At 57.4% G+C, this 19,267-nt stretch carries 17 protein-coding genes; 8 read left to right on the top strand and 9 right to left on the bottom strand.

The window, feature by feature from the left end; genetic code table 11:
* Positions 1-231: 231 nt before the first annotated feature.
* Positions 232-1,617 (bottom strand): cysteine--tRNA ligase, encoded by a 1,386-nt coding sequence (gene cysS / locus ABLV75_RS13470; RefSeq protein WP_004099777.1) that lies wholly within the window; start codon positions 1,615-1,617, stop codon positions 232-234.
* 173 nt (positions 1,618-1,790) lie between these two features.
* Between cysS and ppiB the strand changes: the two genes are divergently transcribed.
* The 5 genes from ppiB to purK all read left to right on the top strand — a co-directional run bounded on the left by ppiB (position 1,791) and on the right by purK (position 5,116).
* Positions 1,791-2,285, top strand: coding sequence for a peptidylprolyl isomerase B (ppiB, locus tag ABLV75_RS13465; protein ID WP_004099775.1), 495 nt, complete (start codon positions 1,791-1,793; stop codon positions 2,283-2,285).
* 3 nt (positions 2,286-2,288) lie between these two features.
* Complete coding sequence (lpxH, locus tag ABLV75_RS13460) at positions 2,289-3,011, top strand: UDP-2,3-diacylglucosamine diphosphatase (protein WP_004099773.1); 723 nt, start codon at positions 2,289-2,291, stop codon at positions 3,009-3,011.
* A gap of 105 nt (positions 3,012-3,116) precedes the next feature.
* Positions 3,117-3,446, top strand: coding sequence for a hypothetical protein (locus ABLV75_RS13455; RefSeq protein WP_004099771.1), 330 nt, complete (start codon positions 3,117-3,119; stop codon positions 3,444-3,446).
* 96 nt (positions 3,447-3,542) lie between these two features.
* Positions 3,543-4,052, top strand: a complete 510-nt coding sequence (purE, locus tag ABLV75_RS13450) for a 5-(carboxyamino)imidazole ribonucleotide mutase (protein WP_004099770.1) — start codon at positions 3,543-3,545, stop codon at positions 4,050-4,052.
* Positions 4,049-5,116, top strand: a complete 1,068-nt coding sequence (purK, locus tag ABLV75_RS13445; protein WP_004099767.1) for a 5-(carboxyamino)imidazole ribonucleotide synthase — start codon at positions 4,049-4,051, stop codon at positions 5,114-5,116. Before purE ends, purK begins: the two co-directional genes overlap by 4 nt.
* 263 nt (positions 5,117-5,379) lie before the next feature.
* On the opposite strand, the gene ABLV75_RS13440 is transcribed toward purK, so the two are convergent.
* The 4 genes from ABLV75_RS13440 to ABLV75_RS13425 are packed head-to-tail and all read right to left on the bottom strand — an operon-like array spanning position 5,380 to position 10,032.
* Positions 5,380-6,273: a carbamate kinase gene (locus ABLV75_RS13440; protein WP_004099766.1), complete on the bottom strand. Its 894-nt coding sequence runs from the start codon at positions 6,271-6,273 to the stop codon at positions 5,380-5,382.
* A 9-nt stretch (positions 6,274-6,282) separates the two neighbouring features.
* Positions 6,283-7,086, bottom strand: a complete 804-nt coding sequence (locus tag ABLV75_RS13435; protein ID WP_004099764.1) for a DUF2877 domain-containing protein — start codon at positions 7,084-7,086, stop codon at positions 6,283-6,285.
* 9 nt (positions 7,087-7,095) lie between these two features.
* Complete coding sequence (locus ABLV75_RS13430; RefSeq protein ID WP_004099762.1) at positions 7,096-8,355, bottom strand: DUF1116 domain-containing protein; 1,260 nt, start codon at positions 8,353-8,355, stop codon at positions 7,096-7,098.
* Positions 8,356-8,364: 9 nt separating this feature from the next.
* Positions 8,365-10,032: an acyl-CoA synthetase FdrA gene (locus ABLV75_RS13425; protein WP_004099761.1), complete on the bottom strand. Its 1,668-nt coding sequence runs from the start codon at positions 10,030-10,032 to the stop codon at positions 8,365-8,367.
* A gap of 315 nt (positions 10,033-10,347) precedes the next feature.
* Here ABLV75_RS13425 and allD point away from each other — a divergent pair, with 315 nt between their 5' ends.
* From allD to allE, 3 genes are read left to right on the top strand one after another with little or no spacing between them, the layout of a single operon-like run.
* Positions 10,348-11,397, top strand: a complete 1,050-nt coding sequence (allD, locus tag ABLV75_RS13420; protein WP_004099759.1) for an ureidoglycolate dehydrogenase — start codon at positions 10,348-10,350, stop codon at positions 11,395-11,397.
* Between the two features lie 21 nt (positions 11,398-11,418).
* The gene (allC, locus tag ABLV75_RS13415; RefSeq protein WP_004099758.1) at positions 11,419-12,654 is read left to right on the top strand and encodes an allantoate deiminase; all 1,236 of its coding nucleotides are present in this window, start codon (positions 11,419-11,421) and stop codon (positions 12,652-12,654) included.
* A 10-nt stretch (positions 12,655-12,664) separates the two neighbouring features.
* The gene (gene allE, locus ABLV75_RS13410; RefSeq protein WP_049101471.1) at positions 12,665-13,447 is read left to right on the top strand and encodes a (S)-ureidoglycine aminohydrolase; all 783 of its coding nucleotides are present in this window, start codon (positions 12,665-12,667) and stop codon (positions 13,445-13,447) included.
* A gap of 217 nt (positions 13,448-13,664) precedes the next feature.
* Here allE and glxK read toward each other — a convergent pair whose 3' ends face one another.
* The 4 genes from glxK to ABLV75_RS13390 all read right to left on the bottom strand — a co-directional run bounded on the left by glxK (position 13,665) and on the right by ABLV75_RS13390 (position 19,247).
* A complete protein-coding gene (gene glxK, locus ABLV75_RS13405) occupies positions 13,665-14,810 on the bottom strand; it encodes a glycerate 3-kinase (RefSeq protein WP_004099756.1) in 1,146 nt (381 codons plus the stop codon).
* A gap of 21 nt (positions 14,811-14,831) precedes the next feature.
* Positions 14,832-16,139, bottom strand: coding sequence for a uracil/xanthine transporter (locus ABLV75_RS13400; RefSeq protein ID WP_004099755.1), 1,308 nt, complete (start codon positions 16,137-16,139; stop codon positions 14,832-14,834).
* 160 nt (positions 16,140-16,299) lie between these two features.
* A complete protein-coding gene (gene allB, locus ABLV75_RS13395; protein ID WP_004099754.1) occupies positions 16,300-17,661 on the bottom strand; it encodes an allantoinase AllB in 1,362 nt (453 codons plus the stop codon).
* 131 nt (positions 17,662-17,792) lie between these two features.
* Positions 17,793-19,247, bottom strand: a complete 1,455-nt coding sequence (locus ABLV75_RS13390) for a putative allantoin permease (protein WP_004099750.1) — start codon at positions 19,245-19,247, stop codon at positions 17,793-17,795.
* Between the last annotated feature and the right edge of the window lie 20 nt (positions 19,248-19,267).

Genomic DNA, 19,267 nt, shown 5'->3' with positions numbered 1-19,267 from the left:
GCACTTCAGTCAGCGCCGCCATCTTCCGATATCACGTCCTTTGTAGCACAGCCGGTCCCCTGGCTGCCTCCGGCAACCTGCACTTCCGCCTGACACCACTTCTCCCCGACGAACGCTTCAGCCGCTGGTTGGGAGCGTGCGAAGGCGAAATCAGGACCGCGCTTCGTTTCTTAGCCTGAGTCAGGGCAAAAAAATGCCGGGGATGGCCCCGGCTAAAAAGAGAGAATGAGACTACTTACGGCGCCAGGTGGTACCCTGCGGGCCATCTTCCAGCACGATGCCCATCTCGTTGAGACGGTCACGCGCGGCATCCGCCGCCGCCCAATCTTTCGCTTTACGCGCATCCAGACGTTGCTGAATCAAAGACTCGATTTCCGCCACTTCCCCGTCGTCCGCCTGCGCGCCGCTCTGCAGGAAGGCATCCGGCTCCTGTTCGAGCAGACCGAGCACCGCCGAGAGCTTACGCATATGCGCCGCCATCGCGTTGGCCGCGGCGGCATCTTCGGTTTTCAGGCGGTTAACCTCACGCGCCATATCAAACAGCACGGAATAAGCCTCCGGAGTATTAAAATCGTCGTCCATCGCTTCAATGAAGCGCGCTTCAAACGCTTCACCGCCGGCCGGCGCTGCGGTTTTATCGGTTCCGCGCAGCGCGGTATACAGACGCTCCAGCGCGGAACGCGCCTGTTTTAAGTTCTCTTCGCTGTAGTTCAGCTGGCTGCGATAGTGGCCGGACATCAGGAAGTAGCGAATGGTTTCCGCGTCATAGAACTTCAGGACGTCGCGCACGGTAAAGAAGTTGCCCAGCGATTTTGACATCTTCTCGCGGTCAACCATCACCATCCCGGAGTGCATCCAGTAGTTCACGTACTCGCCGTCGTGGGCGCAGGTGGACTGGGCGATTTCGTTTTCATGGTGCGGGAACATCAGATCCGAACCACCGCCGTGAATATCAAAATGGTTGCCCAGCTGTTTGCAGTTCATCGCTGAACACTCAATGTGCCAGCCTGGACGGCCCGCGCCCCACGGCGACGGCCAGCTTGGCTCGCCCTCTTTCGACATTTTCCACAGCACAAAGTCCATTGGATTATGCTTGACGTCAACGACATCAACGCGCGCGCCGGCCTGCAGCTGGTCGAGATCCTGACGCGACAGCTGGCCATAGTTCGGATCGGTCGGGACATCGAACATAACGTCGCCGTTGTCGGCAACATACGCGTGGCCTTTAGCGATCAGCTGCTCGGTAATCTCAATAATTTCCGCAATGTGATGAGTCGCTCGCGGCTCCATATCCGGGCGCAGGATATTCAGCGCGTCAAAGTCTTTGTGCATCTCGGCAATCATGCGGTCCACCAGCGCAACAAAGCTCTCGCCGTTTTCATTGGCACGCTTGATGATTTTGTCGTCAATGTCGGTGATGTTGCGCACATACTTTAGCTTGTAGCCTAAAAAACGCAGATAGCGCGCAACCACGTCGAAGGAGACGAAGGTACGGCCATGGCCGATGTGACAGAGGTCGTAAACGGTAATACCACACACGTACATGCCAACTTCCCCGGCATGGATAGGTTTAAATTCTTCTTTTTGGCGCGTCAGTGTATTAAAAATTTTTAACATCGAAGATTCCGTGTAGACGTGTGTGGATATAAGTCGCGTATTCTAACCTTAATTCAACCCCGAAGCAGCACACATTGCAAGGTGATCCAACCTCGCGGTTATGCTATAACAGCCCCCTATATCTCACCCGACACCGGGTGCAGGCACCACAATCATCGGAACAGGATGCAAAAATGGTTACTTTCCACACCAATCATGGCGATATCGTAATCAAGACGTTTGACGACAAAGCGCCGGAAACAGTTAAAAACTTCCTGGACTACTGTCGTGAAGGTTTCTACGACAACACCATTTTCCACCGTGTCATCAACGGTTTTATGATTCAGGGCGGCGGTTTTGAGCCGGGCATGAATCAGAAAACCACCAAATCTCCTATTCAGAACGAAGCTAACAACGGTCTGAAAAACACCCGCGGCACCCTGGCAATGGCCCGTACTCAGGCGCCTCACTCCGCCACCGCGCAGTTCTTCATCAACGTCGCCGATAACGACTTCCTGAACTTCTCCGGCGAAAGCCTGCAGGGTTGGGGCTACTGCGTATTCGCAGAAGTCGTTGAGGGTATGGACGTGGTCGACAAAATCAAAGCGGTCGCCACCGGCCGAAGCGGCATGCATCAGGATGTGCCGAAAGAAGATGTTGTGATCAAAAGCGTCACCGTCAGCGAATAATTCGTGGCGACACTTTTTATTGCGGATTTACATCTGCAAACGGAAGAACCGGCGATTACCGCCGGTTTTCTGCGCTTTTTACAGGGGGAAGCCCGCAAGGCGGACGCCCTGTATATCCTCGGCGACCTGTTTGAAGCCTGGATCGGCGATGACGATCCCAACCCGCTGCATCGGCAAATTGCTTCAGCGCTGAAAGCGCTGGCCGATTCCGGCGTCCCCTGCTACTTCCTTCACGGCAACCGCGATTTTCTCGTCGGTCAGCGCTTTGCCCGCGAAAGCGCCATGACCCTGCTGCCGGAAGAGAAGCTTCTCGACCTCTACGGGCGCAAGGTGCTGATTATGCACGGCGACACCCTCTGCACCGACGATGCCGGCTATCTGGCGTTTCGTGCGAAAGTGCACAATCCCTGGATCCAACGCCTGTTTCTGGCCCTACCGCTGTTTATCCGCCGCCGTATCGCTGCCAGAATGCGCGCCGACAGCAAAGCGGCCAACAGCAGCAAGTCGATGGAAATTATGGATGTGAATCCACAGGCGGTCGTTGACGTTATGGAAAAACATCACGTTCAATGGCTGATTCACGGGCATACGCACCGTCCTGCCGTCCATCCGCTAGAAGCCAACGGTCAATCCGCATATCGCGTGGTTCTGGGCGCATGGCATCACGAAGGCTCCATGGTCAAAGTGACGGCCGAAAAGGTCGAACTGATTCAGTTCCCCTTCTGAGTTCCAGCAAGCACTATTCCGAAAAAGCACTTCAGGCAGCAGAATGGCTGTCCTGACGTTTAACCCCAGGTTAATTTTCCAGCAAACCACACTCAAGGAACGAGCATGCAAAAATGGAGTCAGCCCCTAATTTGGGGCATGGTTATCGCCGTCATCGGCCCGATTACCGCCAGCTATTTTGGTCTGGTGTTTATCTACTTCGGTTCGCTGACCGTGCTGGGAATCGCAGCGCTACTTTGGATCCTCTATTTTTACGCAATTTATCTGCTTTGTACGCGGCCGCACGATGAGCGCTTTGTGCAAATCTACATGCTGGTCATGAGCATTCTTATGCTGCCCTGGGGAGTAGTGCTGGTTTTTACCTTTTTTGCCAGCGCGACCACCGCCCATAACCGGCGCGTTGCCCCCAGTCACGACGAGACAAAAGAGGGCTAGCCATGCGCACGCAACCGTTTTCCTTGCCGGGAGTTCATGCTATTCTCTGTGGCCTCTAAAGCAGTGTGCAACACACCCACAGGAGTTTTAAGACGCATGTCTTCCCGCAATAATTCGGCGCGTATCGCCATCGTGATGGGGTCCAAAAGCGACTGGGCTACCATGCAGTTTACCGCAGAAATCCTTGATGCCCTGAACGTTCCGTACCATGTCGAAGTGGTTTCCGCCCACCGCACCCCCGATAAACTGTTCAGCTTCGCCGAAGGCGCGCAAGTCAATGGTTTTCAGGTGATTATTGCCGGTGCGGGCGGCGCGGCGCATCTGCCGGGCATGATTGCGGCGAAAACGCTGGTACCGGTGTTGGGCGTGCCGGTGCAGAGCGCAGCGCTGAGCGGCGTAGACAGCCTCTACTCCATCGTTCAGATGCCGCGCGGTATCCCGGTTGGTACGCTGGCTATCGGTAAAGCCGGCGCCGCCAACGCCGCCCTGCTGGCTGCGCAGATCCTCGCCCAGAACGATGCGGAACTGCACCAGCGCCTCAGCGCCTGGCGCCAGGCGCAAACTGATGAAGTGCTGGATAACCCGGATCCGCGGGGTGCGGCATGAAACAAGTTTGCGTTCTCGGTAACGGCCAGCTAGGCCGAATGCTGCGCCAGGCTGGCGAACCGCTGGGTATTGCGGTCTGGCCGGTCGGTCTCGAAGCCGACCCGGAAGCGGTGCCGGTACAGCAAAGCGTGATTACCGCAGAGATTGAACGCTGGCCGGAAACGGCGCTGACCCGCGAGCTGGCGCGTCATTCCGCCTTCGTCAACCGCGACGTTTTTCCGGTTATCGCCGACCGTCTGACGCAAAAGCAGCTCTTCGATAAGCTGGAGCTCGCTACCGCGCCGTGGCAGCTTCTGGCGGAGAAAAGCGAATGGCCGACGGTATTCGCCCGTCTCGGCGAGCTGGCTATCGTTAAGCGCCGCGTCGGCGGCTATGATGGCCGCGGTCAGTGGCGTTTGCGGGAAAATGAAACCGCGCAGCTGCCGGATGATAACTACGGCGAGTGTATCGTTGAGCAGGGGATTAACTTCTCCGCCGAAGTGTCGCTGGTCGGCGCACGCGCCCGGGACGGCAGCACGGTCTTCTATCCGCTGACCCGCAACCTGCATCAGGACGGTATTTTACGCGCCAGCGTCGCCTTTCCGCAGGCCAACGCCCTCCAGCAGGCGCAGGCCGAACAGATGCTGACGGCGATCATGAATGAGCTGGGCTACGTTGGCGTGATGGCGATGGAGTGTTTTGTCACCGCTGATGGTCTGCTGATTAACGAACTGGCGCCACGCGTGCACAATAGCGGCCACTGGACGCAGAACGGCGCGTCCATCAGCCAGTTTGAGCTTCATCTGCGGGCGATTACCGATCTGCCGCTGCCGCCGCCGGTGGTCAACAGCCCGTCGGTGATGATCAACCTGATCGGTACCGATCTCAACTATGACTGGCTGAAGCTACCGCTGGTGCATCTGCACTGGTACGACAAAGAGGTGCGTCCGGGACGTAAAGTCGGTCACCTGAACCTGACCGACAGCGATACCGATCGCCTGAGCGCGACGCTGGAAGCGCTGAAGCCGCTGCTGCCGCCGGAATACGCCAGCGGTGTATTCTGGGCGCAGGCGCAGCTGGCGTAATCCAGCTCTCCATAGTCCCGGAGGCGGTGCTGCGCACCTGCCCGGGCTACCTCTCTGCCATAATCCTTCGTCAGAATCCCGGCTTGCGGCGCGCTGCGCCTTAGCCGGGCTACCAGACCAACCATCATTTGCCCCGTAGCCATTCAACCAAATCCGCAAACCGCACGAACATGTAGCCCGGGCAAGGCGCGTCGAGCGCCGCCCCCGGGGAAAGAGCGCAGGATATTTCAGCGTCTGCTTCGCCGCGTGATTTTATCTGTGCATCAGGGCTTAATGCAGGTTCCCGCCAGCCCGGCAAGGGTGTCATCGATACGCGACAGCGCCCCAATCCACGCCCGCTTGCCCCGACGGCGCACGTAGCCGCTTACCGCCGCGATTTTCGGCCCCATCGCGCCGTCGTCGCGGACAAAAGGCGCCAGCTCTTCCGGCGTCGCTTCGCGGATCGGTCGCTGCATGGGGGTGCCCCAATGTTCATATACCGCATCCGCGTCGGTCAGGATCGCCAGGCCATCGGCATCAATCTGCTCCGCCAGCAGCGCGGCAGCGAGGTCTTTATCAATCACCGCCTCTGCGCCATGCCCGCTCTCAAGCACCGGAATTCCGCCGCCGCCGCAGCATATCACCACGTGCCCCTCACCCAGCAGACGCTCAATCGACTCGCTCTCCTCAATCCTCACCGGCGTCGGCGAAGGAACCACCCGACGCACATATTTACCGTCGCGCTTCATCCTCCAGCCGTACTCATCTTCCAGCCGTTTTTGCAGCTCCGGATCGTAAACCGGACCAATAAACTTCTCCGGCGCCGAAAAGGCCGGATCGTTTGACGAGACTGTAATGCGGGTCATCACCGTCGATACCGGCGGCATGAGTGATTCCTGCGCCAGGCGCTGGGCCAGCATATAGCCAATCATGCCCTGGCTCTCCGCGACCAGCACGTCCAGCGGATAGGGCTCAACGTCGCCGTAGGCCAGATTTTGCAGCGCCAGCAGACCCACCTGCGGCCCGTTGCCGTGCACAATGGCCAGCCGATACGTCTGCGCCAGACGCGCCAGCGCGGGAACCGCGCTATCGATATTGCGGTACTGATTTTCTACGGTCAGCGCTTCCCCGCGCTGTAATAAAGCGTTGCCGCCAAGGGCAACAACCAGCGTTTTCATAAAAAGTCCTTAGATAAGATGTTGCGCCAGCCAGAATCCCAGAAGCGTGTCGGCGCCGGAGGTATGCCCCATCGCCAGCAGCGCTTCGACGGCGGGCTCGAGACGTCGTCCACGTTGCAGGGCGCAGGCAAAATGCATCAGCGGCGAAGCGAAGCGCCCCTCGCTGGCATAGCGTAAATAGTTGACGCTCACCTGAGTGGTGGCCGCGCGCAGATCGCCGGAGGCGCGAAAAAATGCCCTTCCGCCGCAGGGTGACATACGCCCCGAGCGCCACGCCGCCAGCATCATGCCGATCAGCATGTCGTCCAGGCTGGGCGTCAGGCCCGGCCCCTTGCCCAGCCACAGCCGCCAGTCGACGGCGTTGCCGGCCAGCGCGGAGGCAAAACAGTGGCGAAGCTGGCGCAGCTCGGGATGCTGCCGCAGCTCAATAGCCTGCGACAGCGGCCCGAACAGCCCGGTCTCCTCCGGTCGACTCATCAGCGCTGGCGGGAGATAAGCGTTTACGGATTGACAGCGGAGCCGCAGGGAGCAGCGCCTGCGCGGCGGCATCAGCAAAAGATCGCCGACCTGAATACCGTCATTCCGCGCTATCGGCGACGCCCCCGTCCGCAGCGCCGCGTGCAGCCGGATAAAATCGCGATGACGAACAACCCATCCGCCGGGGCTCACGCCCTGCCCCCGATGATGCAGCGTCAGCAGCGCGCCGCCTGCAACGTAGAGGTTAATGGTGCGCCGCCAGAGGCCGCCGGTTCGCCACGGTTGGCGATGATCCGGCGCATCGACGCTGCCTATCAGCGGACGAATCCTCTCCATCGCGCTACCTCAGCTCACGCCCAGTTCGTCCGCCAGCGCTTCCAGCGCCTGCTCGAAACAGGCCAGCGGCGCTCTGACGGTTCCGGCGCCAATCTGGCCGATCCCCGCTTCTTTATGGGCGATCCCGGTGTTAATGAGCGGCGTAATGCCGGTTTCAACCACCCGGCGAATATCCAGTCCGAGACAGGCGCCCTGGAAATCCCAGCCAGGAATCTGCAGCTGCATATTGCGCTCAAGGAAGATTTCCGCCATCTCCTCCGAAACGGATTTTGCCGCCTCCATTCCGCCAGCGCCGACAAAGCGGGTCACCCCCGGCGCCGCAATCATCGCCGCGCCGCCGATGCCGAAGGTTTCGGTAATGGCGCTGTCGCCCATATCCGGGTTGGCCTGTTCCTGAGAGAAACCGGTAAAGAACAGCCCCTGCGGCGTATTCACCGGTGCGGTAAACCAGCGGTCGCCCAGTCCGCTAACGCGAATACCGAACATATCGCCATTGCGGGTCATCGCGGTGACAATACTGCCGGCGCGGATCTGCGCCCCGGCATCCATCGCTGATTTGCAGTAGGCCATCGCCAGGTTGAGGAAGAACTGATCGGTGATGGCGAGAAAATCCATCACTTCGGCGATCTGTTGTTTGTCGTGGTCGAGTCGCGCCAGATGCGGTGCCAGCGTGCGCATCAGCAGCGCGGAGGTGGCGATATTGCGCTGGTGGAACTCATCGCCCATGGTGATGCCCTGCGCCATCATCGCGGTGAGATCAATGCCGCGCGTCATCTGTTTCAGCGCCGCACTGAGAACGGGCATCAGCACATCGCGCATCCAGCGCAGGCGCTGCTGCACATCTTCGCCGTAGGCGCCGAAACGCATCACCTTGCCAATGCCTTCGTTCAGGTTGCAATACGCGCGGTTACCTTCGGCGATGTTCTCCACGACCAGCATCGGCATATTCGGCGAAGTAATACCGCCCATCGGCCCTACGGCATTAACGTGGTGGCAGGGAATAAAGGTAATCTCGCCGTTTTCCAGCATCGCGTGGGCCGTTTTCTCATCCTGCGCCCAGCCTTCGAACAGGCAGGCGCCAATGCAGGCCCCTTTCATCGGACCGGTCATCTCCTGCCAGCGCATCGGCGGCCCGGCGTGGAGCAGCGTTTTGTTTTGATTCAGCGCCCCGATTAAAGAACCCGCCGGCTTCACATCCAGCCAGTGCGGACGTGCATTACGAATTCGTTCTATTACTGCGTCATTGGCCTGCGCCACTGATGTAAACATAGAGACCTCTTATTGCAAACGTTCTAATAAACGAGCCAGTTTCTTATTCCCACCGGCAATCGGCGCCCACTGATAGTGAACAACCGGCGTTCCGGCGGTCTGTAAATCGAGCGCAAAGCTGCGCAGGCCAGCATTAATCACCGACACGCCGTCCAGCAGGCCGGCGCGCGGGGCAGGAGCGGCTTTCCGCGGCGGGCTAATCAGCGCGGCGGCAAGCAAGGTGGCTTCAGGCAGGCTATCGACCACGGCGATCCCCGCATCTTCAAGGACTGAAATCTGACGGGAGCGGCACTGCGGATCGCTTTCGGTTCCGGTCACCGTCGCGATAACGTGCAGCGGACTATCGTCGGCTCTGGTCGCCCACGCCCGCTGGCATGCTTCGACCAGCGAGCCGGCCGGATCGGCGGTGGCGCCGTAGCCAATCACCACGTCCAGCAGTAGTACGCCAACCTGAGTTTCCGCGCCAAGTTCGGCAATCAGCTGGTTGCGCAGGGAGGGGTCGATCATCGGATGCGGACGGCCGACAGTGTAAAAATCGTCACCAAGATCGACGACCCGGTGCCCCTGCGCGTCGAGCATCATGCCCTGCGGGTGATGCGCATCAGGGGTAATGTTCAGCCGTTCTGCCAGCAATCCTGCGGATTCAGCAGCCAGCGTACCGCCGGTGTATAAGCCGCGAATCTGCTTGCCCGCCACCGCGGGAAGGCTTGCCTGACGCCGCCCCACTCGCGCCAGCAGGCAGGCCAGACGCCCGGCCTCGTCAAGCGTGCGGGCGAACCAGACGTTTTCATCGCGGGCGATCGGCGGCGTATAGCCGAGAAATAGCGCCACCACCGGTTTCGCGCTGCGCTTCATGGCGGCGATGATCTTCAGACGCACCGCTTCGGCGGGAGGTTTAGAAACAAAGGCCAGCACCTGGCTCTGCGCATCCTGGGTCAGCATTTCCAGCGCCGTTTGCGCGCTGATGCCGCCCACTTCGGCGCTCAGATCGCGGCCGCCGAGACCGATCGCATGGCTGATCCCTTCGCCGCCGAGGACAATCTGCGAGACCAGCTCCTGAATACCGGTGCCGGACGCGCCAATAACGCCGATGTTGCCTTCCGGCGTAACGTTGGCGAAAGCCAGCGGCGTGCCGGCAATCATGGCGGTGCCGCAGTCCGGCCCCATGACCAGCAGCCCTTTGTCGCGGGCGCGGGTTTTGAGCGCGATTTCATCTTCCAGCGTGACGTTGTCGGAGAAGATCATGACGTTTTTCTCGCTGCTGAGCGCCTGATGGGCAAGCTCCGCGGCGTACTCCCCGGCAACGGAAATTAAGGTCATATTGGCCTGCGGTAGCTTCTGCGTTGCGCTTTGCCAGCGGCGAACCACGCTCAGGCTCTGACTTTGCCCGCTCCCCTGCGCCAGGGCGGTAAGGGCCTCATCAAGACGGGCGGCGATCATTTGCGTAACCGACGCATCCGCGCAATCGGTGCGGATCGCCACGCAAATGTCATTTGGCGTCGCGCTGGCAAAATCGTCGTGCCAGAACCCGGTCGTTTCCAACAGCGATTTATTTGCCGGTGTGCCCATCATGACTGAAACATCATCGACATTTTCCGACTCGCTCAGCTTGCGTGAAATAATCATTAAGCTGACCGAATCCTGGAAACAGCCCTTTTTAATAAAGGCATGGATCATAATAACTCCCCAATAATTGCACCCATTGCAATTGAATGAGCATGGTTAATCTGCCATCAGGCTAACGGGATAAAATTATCGACGGCGTGACCGGAATCACATGAGAATTATTACAAGACGCTTTCAAATAAAGCCGAAGGCATTAGCCCGAGTTTTTTAATGAATAGATTAACCGGGTCCCTTCTGACAAACCCACGGTGATTATTAAATAAAATCTAACTAACTATTTTTACCAATACAGATCACAATTTAAGTTTATTTTCCCCGTATTTTATTTGGCAGTCAGGCTCTACACCGTCGTTAAAAGGAAGACAGATGAAAGTCAGTCGGGAAACACTTCATCAGCTTATTGCCAATAAGCTGAATACAGCAGGGCTTACTCGCAATCATGCGGATATCATTGCCGATGTACTGGTTTATGCCGATGCCAGGGGTATTCATTCGCACGGCGCGGTTCGCGTTGAATATTATGCGGAACGTATTTCAAAAGGCGGAACCAATCGTCATCCCACCTTCACCTTTGAAAAGAACGGCCCCTGCAGCGGTATTTTGCATGCCGATAATGCCGCCGGTCAGGTGGCCGCCAAAATGGGCATGGAGCACGCGATAGAATTGGCCAGGGAAAACGGCGTGGCCGTGGTCGGCATCCGGCGTATGGGCCACAGCGGAGCGATCTCTTACTTCACCCGGCAGGCCGCCCGCGCCGGGCTAATCGGGATTTCGCTGTGCCAGTCAGACCCGATGGTCGTGCCTTTTGGCGGGGCGGAAATCTATTACGGAACCAACCCGCTGGCCTTTGCCGCGCCCGGCGAGGGCGATGATATCATCACCTTCGACATGGCCACCACGGTGCAGGCATGGGGGAAAATTCTCGACGCCCGCTCGCGCCATGAAACCATTCCCGATAGCTGGGCGGTGGATAAAAACGGCGCGCCGACCCGCGATCCTTTTGCCGTTCACGCCCTGCTTCCGGCAGCCGGCCCGAAAGGCTACGGCCTGATGATGATGATCGACGTCCTCTCCGGCATTTTGCTCAATCTCCCCTTCGGCCGCCAGGTCAGCTCTATGTACGACAACCTGAGCCAGGGACGCGAGCTGGGCCAGCTGCATATCGTCATCAACCCGGCATTTTTCTCCTCCAGCGCGCTATTCCGCCAGCATATCAGCGACACCATGCGTGAATTAAACGCCATTACGCCAGCGCCCGGATTTAACCAAGTGTATTACCCCGGGCAGAACCTGGATATCAATGAGAAAAACAGCGCCGTCAACGGTATCGAGATCGTTGATGAGATTTATGACTATCTGGTTTCGGACGCTTTATATAACCGCTCTTATGAAACCAATTCCCCGTTTGCTCAATAAATTAAAATACAGGAGTTGCGTATGGCTCATTATTTTCGACAGGCAATAGAAGAGACATTGCCCTGGCTTTCCTCTTTCGGCGCCGACCCGACCGGGGGCATAACCCGCCTGCTCTATTCGCCAGAATGGCTGCAGGCGCAGCAGGCATTCAAACAAAGAATGAGCGAAAGCGGACTGGAAACGCGCTTTGATGAAGTGGGCAATCTCTATGGTCGCCTGCCCGGCACGCGCTTTCCCGATGAGGTTATCCTCAGCGGTTCGCATATTGATAGCGTCGTTAACGGCGGCAATCTTGACGGCCAGTTCGGCGCGCTGGCGGCCTGGCTGGCGGTTCGCTGGCTAAAAGAGACCTACGGGGCGCCGCTGCGCACCGTGGAAGTGCTGGCGTTAGCGGAAGAAGAAGGTAGCCGCTTCCCTTACGTCTTCTGGGGCAGCAAAAATATCGTCGGCATCGCTAATCCAGCGGACGTACGCGAAATTAAAGACGCTAAAGGCGTGGCGTTTATCGATGCCATGAAGCAGTGCGGTTTCAGCCTACCTGCCGCTCCGCTGGCGCCGCGCCGGGATATTAAAGCCTTCGTAGAGCTGCATATTGAGCAGGGTCGCGTGCTGGAAACCAACAAGCAGTCTATCGGCGTGGTCAACGCCATAGTCGGACAGCGTCGCTACACCATCACCCTCACCGGCGAGTCTAACCATGCCGGCACGACGCCAATGGGCTACCGTCGCGATACCGTCCACGCCTTTAGCCGTATCTGCTGCGAATCTATCGCCAAAGCAAAAGCCCACGGTGACCCGCTGGTGCTCACCTTCGGTAAAGTCGACCCGCAGCCGAATACCGTCAACGTGGTGCCGGGCAAAACCGTCTTCACTATGGACTGCCGCCATACCGATGCTCTGGAGTTAACGGCATTTACTGAGGTCATTGAGGCCGATATGCGGCGGATCTGTCAGGAGATGGATATCGGCATTGAGATCGACCTGTGGATGGATGAGGCTCCGGTTCCCATGGATAAGAAGCTGGTGGCCCAGCTCACCGCGCTTTGTGAAAAAGAGAAGGTGAATTTCCGCGTGATGCACAGCGGCGCGGGACACGACGCGCAGATATTCGCTCCCTGCTTCCCGACCTGCATGATCTTTATGCCGAGCATCAAAGGCATCAGCCATAACCCGGCGGAAAGCACGCATATCGAGGATCTGGCGGAAGGCGTAAAAACGCTCGCCTTAATGTTGCATCAACTGGCCTGGACTGAATAAGGAAACGATCATGGGTTATTTAAATAATGTGCTTGGCTATCGCGATGATTTACTGGCCAGCCGTTCCATCGTGCGCCACGGCAATTACGCGCTGCTGACGCCGGACGGTCTGGTCAAGAACGTTATTCCGGGTTTTGAACATTGCGATGTGACTATTTTGTCAACGCCGAAATTAGGCGCCACCTTTGTTGATTATCTGGTCACGCTGCATGAAAACGGCGGTCATCAAAGCGGTTTTGGCGGCGAAGGCATCGAAACCTTCCTGTATGTGATTAAGGGAGAAATCATCGCCGGGGCTCAGGGTAAATCCTTCGCGCTGGCCGAAGGCGGTTATCTTTACTGCCCGCCGGGTGAGCGGATGACTTTCAGTAATAACCATTCAGCCGATAGCCAGCTCTTCCTCTATAAGCGCCGCTATGTTCCGACAGAGGGCCATGCGCCTTATCTGGTCACCGGCAACGTCAGCCAGCTGGAGCGTATTCATTATGAAGGAATGGAAGACGTTATTCTGATCGATTTCCTGCCAAAAGAGCTGGGCTTCGATATGAATATGCATATTCTCTCTTTCGCACCGGGGGCCAGCCACGGCTACATTGAAACCCACGTCCAGGAGCATGGCGCCTATATTCTCTCCGGCCAGGGAGTGTATAACCTCGACAACAGCTGGGTTCCGGTCAAGCAAGGCGATTATATCTTTATGGGCGCTTACTCCCTGCAGGCGGGATACGGCGTCGGACGGGAAACGTTCAGCTACATCTATTCAAAAGACTGCAACCGCGACGTTGAGATCTGATGGCTGACAAGCTGCAAACGTTACTATTGCCCGCTGGCGCGGGCCTACGGATTCAGTACAACTTTTTGCTATCGTCAATTTCGTAGGCCGGGTAAGGCGCCAGCCGCTAAAAAGCGGGCGCAGTGTTCAAAACAGGTTGGTTATCAAACGCCCAGAATTCACTTTTTTGTTTAGCTATGTTGGATTTTGCCACGGTGTGAACCGTGGCATTTTTTATTCAAGCAGGCAGCGTCTGGCCAAGCTTGATGGCGCAGGCGATATTGCGCGCGCAGGCGTAAAGATTCTGCTCGCCGCGATCCAGCACCTCGGCCAGCGGCGCCAGCGCGGGAAGAATGCTAAAGACCGCATCAATACCATGCTGATGCACCGCTTCGACGCCGTCACCCAGCACGCCGGCGATGCCGATAACCGGAATGCCGTGCTTTTTGGCGATCCGCGCCACGCCAACCGGCGCTTTGCCGCCGACGGTTTGCGAATCCATACGCCCTTCGCCGGTGATCACCAGGTCCGCATCGCGCAGCGCCTCCTCCAGATGAACCGCCTCCAGCACAATATCAATGCCCGATTTCAGCGTGGCGTTAAGGAATACGCGAGCCGCCGCGCCCATCCCGCCGGCCGCGCCGCCGCCGACCATCGCCGTCACATCCTGACCGGTTGCCGCCAGCAGCACCTGAGCGTAATTTTCTAAACCGCGCTCCAGAACGGCGACCATGCCTGCGCAGGCCCCTTTTTGCGGGCCAAAGACCGCCGCCGCGCCGCGTTCGCCGAGCAGCGGATTATCCACATCGCAGGCTACGTCAATCCGGCACTCGCGAAGCCGCGGGTCGAGATCGCGTAAATCAACGTTGACCAGCCGCTCTAACGCTCCGCCGCCGAGGCCGACGCTCTCGCCGCGTTCATCAACAAAGCGTGCTCCCAGCGCCTGAGCCATCCCCATTCCGCCGTCCACCGTGGCGCTGCCGCCAATACCGAGAATTATGTGACGGACGCCGGCGTCCAGCGCATGGCGAATCAGCTCACCGGTGCCGTAGCTGGTGGCCTGCAGGGGGTTGCGTTCGTCGGGGGGAACCAGCATGAGTCCGCTGGCCGCCGCCATCTCAATAAACGCGGTGTGTCCGTCGCCGCTCAGGCCATAGAAAGCGCCGACAAAATCGCCCATCGGCCCCATGACCGGCAGCATCACCATTTTACCCTCGGTGGCCTCAACCATTGCCTCCACCGTCCCCTCGCCGCCGTCGGCGATCGGCAGACAGATGCACTCTGCCTGCGGGAAAATAGAGGTAAAGCCCGCCTTAATCGCCTGGGCGCAGCGGCTGGCGCTTACGCTTTCTTTGAAAGAGTCCGGTGCAATAATTATTTTCATGGTTCATCCTTTTTAATGTCATTACTTAATACGATCCCAGGGAATGAGATTTTCCATCACCACCGCCAGCAGCACGCCGATTAATAAGCCGTTGCCTAATAGCGGTCGAATTGTCAGGGGCAGCGTCTGGAGATAGACCGGCGGCAGGCCCATTAAAAAGATGCCGATAAATAACGGCAGCGCCAGCCGGTAGATATTTCGTGCGGTGAAGGTGATTTGTTTACTGAAAGATAAGCTGGAATATAACAACGGAAGATAGGAGACCAGCATGACCGCGCTGCTAATCGGCAAAGGCAGCGTGGTAAAAAAGTGGGTCAGCGGCGTAAATAGTCCCACCAGCAGGCAGCACAGGCAGCCGATAATAAACGGCTGGCGAGAAGTCTCTCCAGTTTGGGTTAATAAACCTATCGATGAAACAAAAGGCGAAAACGGCACCACGCTGAGCGGAACCGTTATTAAGGTCATCAGGCCGGAGATAATAAAGCTTCGTCGGTAGCGGGTATTGCTGGCGCCCTGCTGGGGATAAAAAACGTCGCTACCGCGAATTGCGCCGTAGGTATTCGTAATATTCACCAGCCCCGCCAGCAGCGCCGTCAAAATAATGCCGGGGCGTAGCTCCCCGCCGTAGCCAAGTGGAAACCACTGCCAGTGAATCGGCCCGGATGCCATCGTGGCGGGCGGAGTGCGAAACAGCAGGTACCAGCCAGCCCAGCCTACGAGGGTGCCAAACAGCAGGGCATAGCGAGCAATGCCATCCGGAAGAAAAATGATCATCCCCAGCACCAACAGCATCACCGCCAGCGCCAGGCTAAACGGCGCCAGCTGAACGCCCACGTTAGCCTGGGTCGAACTGAAAGGCAGCCCGAGCATGCCTTTAAAAAAGATCGTGGTGAGCTGCGCGCCGAGCAGCAGCATAAAAAAGACCATGACCGTCGGGCTGAAGAGCTTCGCCAGGCGGTGACCGATGCCGCTCACGCCGATGATGATGGTGAATATCGCCGACAGAGAGATGCCAACCGCCAGGCTTGACGCAATGCTGGCAAATGGAGTGCCGCGCGCGGCTTCACCGACGGTGACGGTCAGGATAGTGCTCCACCATAGTCCCGTAGGCCCTTCCATAATCGCCCGACGATGGCCCAGCAGCGCCTGCGCCAGGCAGGCCAGCCCGGTGGTGATAAAACCGTACTGAGTCAGCGTAATCAGCGCGCTGGCGGGCAGCTGAAAAGCAGACTGTAATGTCGGCGGTACCACGACGGTGTTGCAGAAAATAAAGAAGAACCATTGAAATCCCGCCAGGGTGTTTCGTTTATTGAGCGGAAATACCACCATGATTGAATCCTGAAAAAGCGCCTGCCGTTAAACAGGCGCTGAGCATGGAATGGGGCAAGTGATTCCCCGGGTCGCGGCTTGCGCCTTATCCGGGCGACAAATCGGCTCGTAGCCCGGAGAAGGCGTTTACGCCGCAAGCCGGGAATTCACCGGATCCCCGTTACTGCTGATGCTTAAGGATAAATTTCCCCTTCGGCGCGTGCGGGAAGCCCTGCTCGCTGTCATAGATCACATCGCCGCGCAGGAGGGTTCTGGCGATCCGCGCGCCAATCGTACGGCCTACGTAAGGGCTGACTTTATGGCGATATTCAAGGTCTTCCGCCTGCAGAACGTAGCTGCTGTTCGGCTGAATAAACACCAGGTCGGCGTCTTTGCCCGGCGCGATGCGGCCCTTATGCTTCAGGCCGAAAATATCCGCGGCGTTGGTCGCCATCAGGCGAGCAAACTGCGGCAAAGGCATACCGCGCTTCTGGACCGCTTCATCGAACATGACGTCCATACAGTTTTGCAAACCGGCAATCCCGCCCCAGGCCTGCATGATATTGCCCGCCTTCATTTCCGGCGGGCACGGAGAGTGGTCGGACACCAGGCAGTCGATCTCACCGTTGAATAGCTTTTCCCACAGCCCTTTCTGATTTTCCGCGTCGCGGATCGGCGGAGAGCATTTCGCCAGGGTGCCAATCTTTTCAAACTGTTCGGTATCCAGTACAAAGTAGTGCGGGCAGGATTCGCAGGTGACATCCTGACCTTCCTGACGGGCGCGCGTCACTTCGGCGACCCCTTCCGGGCTGCTGACGTGGCACACGTGCAGGCGGCAACCGGCGACCTTCGCCAGATACAGAACGCGGCGGATCGCCTCAACTTCGGTGAATACCGGACGGGAGGCGACGTAATCATGGGCGGTCACGCGCCCTTCTCTTTTCGCCTCTTCGCCCAGCTCATCGCAGATCAGCGCGTTTTCGCAGTGCACCAGTACCGTCTGCTTCATCTCGGCCAGCTTTTGTACGCCTTTGAAGAACTGCCAGTCGTTAACGTCGCGGAAGTCATTGTCAATCCCGCGATCGCCGCAGGTCGCGACGAAGCATTTGAACCCCACCACGCCCACTTCATCCAGCTCGTGCAGCCGGTCAAGGTTATAGGAGACCAGGCCGCCAAGCTGCGCGGCATCGATGGTCAACTTGCCTTTCGCGGCGTCGAATTTCAGCTCAATGGTCTCTCGATCGACGGTGGCCGGCAGCTGGTTCAGCGGCATTTCGATCATCGTAGTGATGCCCCCTTTTGCCGCCGCGCGGGTACCCGTTTCGTATCCTTCCCAGTGGGTACGACCCGGCTCAGAGATGTGCGTATGCGCATCGACCATCCCCGGCGAAACGATCAGCCCCGTGGCATCCATGATCTGCTTCGCGTCCCCCAGGTTTTCACCGATAGCGGCAATTTTGCCGTCAGCAACCGCGATATCGACCACCCGGGATTCGTTTTCCAGAATGACGGTGCCGTTTTTAATGATTAAATCAAAAGACATATAAAACTCCTTGTATGTGTACAGACGATTAAGCCGCCATACTTCTGTTTGCAGCCACGTACACCGCAATACCAATGGCTTTGGCTCTTGAAGCTTCATCCATGAAATAAACTTTCCTGGTTGTAATAAAATCAATTCACAGCATTGGGGCGCGCCAGGTTATTCGGCTGGGCCCGTTTTTTCAGCAAGGCGTAGGCGGCAAAAGCGACAATAACACCAACAAACCACGACACGCGGGAGAACGGTTCGAGCAGCGGGATAAATTTTCCGCCGAGCGATAAAATAACCGCCACAATCGTTACCAGGAATGCGGTAACGTTAAATCCATTATCGAAATATTTATAATCTCCAGGCGCGGTGTAAAGTTCATCAAGATTAATTTGCCCACGCATGACGATAAAATAGTGCGCCATCATTACGCCAATAACCGGACCCAGCATGCCGCCGATAATATCGAGAAAAAGATAAATACTGTCCTGATTTTCCATTAATTTCCAGGGGCAGATCAGCAGGCTAATAATACTGGCAATCAGCACGCCGTTTTTATAGGTCAGTTTCGTGGGAGCAATCGCCGCAATTTGGTAGCCCGCAGGAATAATATTACCGGTGGCGTTGGTGGAGATCGTGGTCATTAATATCACCAGCACCGCAAAGAACGAGGCAAACAGGCTGTCCCATTTCTGCACAATATCCAGTACGTTCCAGGTATCCATACCGTAATGGATACTGGCGCCGGCGATAATGCACACTCCGGCCACCGCGAACAGAATATAGGCCACCACTAAGCCAAGGGTTTGCCCAACGGCCTGCTCGCGAAACGAACGCGCGTTCTGGGTAAAGTCCGAGGCGCTCACCGCCGGCGCGGCCCAGACGGCAACGACCGCATTGATAACGACCAGGAACAGGAAGCCGGTATGCTCCGCTTTCGCCACCCCGGTCGGCAGATAGTCAAGGATCGGACCGATCCCGACCAGCGAGATAGCCCAGATAGCCATGCCGCCGAAGACAATATAGATGCAGGGATTGAGGATTGCGGTAAATTTATTGAGAACTTTTCCGCCGCCGAAACCAATCGCCACATTAATCAGCCAGAAAACCAGAAAGGCGATCATCCCCGGCAACGACAGTCCCAGCAGCTTAAAATCACCGCCGAGCGTCAGAAACTCGGGCCACAGTTTGCCTAATAAGATCAGGAATGCCAGCGAGCCGGCATAGCATTGCAAACCAAACCACATAATTGCCGCAATGCCGCCTCTGAGCAGGCCGGGTAATAATGCACCACGCACACCATAAGAGGCTCTTAATATCATTGCGAAGGGGACACCGTATTTACTTCCGGCAGCACCATTAAACACCATAACCAGGGCAATAATAAAAGCACTCAATATTATCGCCATCATTATACTAAACGTTGATAGCCCGAGAATAAAAAAACCACCAACCATTACATAATTAGGTACGTTGTGTACGGAGCCCATCCATAAGGTAAAATAGTTAAATGTTTTCCAGTTACGCTGCGAGGCTACTTTGGGCAGTAGATCGTCGCTGTAACCCCTGGCTTTGTACAGATCTTGAGTTTGTTCCATAATTCCCTCTTAATACGCAT

This window comes from Klebsiella sp. CN_Kp066, assembly GCF_040065135.1.
GTDB classification, from domain to species: Bacteria; Pseudomonadota; Gammaproteobacteria; order Enterobacterales; family Enterobacteriaceae; genus Klebsiella; species Klebsiella oxytoca.
The sequence above is the reverse complement of the archived record's forward strand: the minus strand, read 5'-3'. Positions and strand labels throughout refer to the sequence as shown.

What these genes read in the sequence shown, in the direction of transcription:
- purE (WP_004099770.1), top strand. Translation starts at nt 3,543, where the DNA reads ATGTCTTCCCGCAATAATTCGGCGCGTATCGCCATCGTGATGGGGTCC.
- ppiB (WP_004099775.1), top strand. Translation starts at nt 1,791, where the DNA reads ATGGTTACTTTCCACACCAATCATGGCGATATCGTAATCAAGACGTTT.
- ABLV75_RS13430 (WP_004099762.1), bottom strand. Translation starts at nt 8,355, where the DNA reads ATGTTTACATCAGTGGCGCAGGCCAATGACGCAGTAATAGAACGAATT.
- ABLV75_RS13390 (WP_004099750.1), bottom strand. Translation starts at nt 19,247, where the DNA reads ATGGAACAAACTCAAGATCTGTACAAAGCCAGGGGTTACAGCGACGAT.
- ABLV75_RS13435 (WP_004099764.1), bottom strand. Translation starts at nt 7,086, where the DNA reads ATGGAGAGGATTCGTCCGCTGATAGGCAGCGTCGATGCGCCGGATCAT.
- glxK (WP_004099756.1), bottom strand. Translation starts at nt 14,810, where the DNA reads ATGAAAATAATTATTGCACCGGACTCTTTCAAAGAAAGCGTAAGCGCC.
- ABLV75_RS13455 (WP_004099771.1), top strand. Translation starts at nt 3,117, where the DNA reads ATGCAAAAATGGAGTCAGCCCCTAATTTGGGGCATGGTTATCGCCGTC.
- ABLV75_RS13440 (WP_004099766.1), bottom strand. Translation starts at nt 6,273, where the DNA reads ATGAAAACGCTGGTTGTTGCCCTTGGCGGCAACGCTTTATTACAGCGC.
- purK (WP_004099767.1), top strand. Translation starts at nt 4,049, where the DNA reads ATGAAACAAGTTTGCGTTCTCGGTAACGGCCAGCTAGGCCGAATGCTG.
- allC (WP_004099758.1), top strand. Translation starts at nt 11,419, where the DNA reads ATGGCTCATTATTTTCGACAGGCAATAGAAGAGACATTGCCCTGGCTT.
- allD (WP_004099759.1), top strand. Translation starts at nt 10,348, where the DNA reads ATGAAAGTCAGTCGGGAAACACTTCATCAGCTTATTGCCAATAAGCTG.
- cysS (WP_004099777.1), bottom strand. Translation starts at nt 1,617, where the DNA reads ATGTTAAAAATTTTTAATACACTGACGCGCCAAAAAGAAGAATTTAAA.
- ABLV75_RS13400 (WP_004099755.1), bottom strand. Translation starts at nt 16,139, where the DNA reads ATGGTGGTATTTCCGCTCAATAAACGAAACACCCTGGCGGGATTTCAA.
- ABLV75_RS13425 (WP_004099761.1), bottom strand. Translation starts at nt 10,032, where the DNA reads ATGATCCATGCCTTTATTAAAAAGGGCTGTTTCCAGGATTCGGTCAGC.
- allB (WP_004099754.1), bottom strand. Translation starts at nt 17,661, where the DNA reads ATGTCTTTTGATTTAATCATTAAAAACGGCACCGTCATTCTGGAAAAC.
- allE (WP_049101471.1), top strand. Translation starts at nt 12,665, where the DNA reads ATGGGTTATTTAAATAATGTGCTTGGCTATCGCGATGATTTACTGGCC.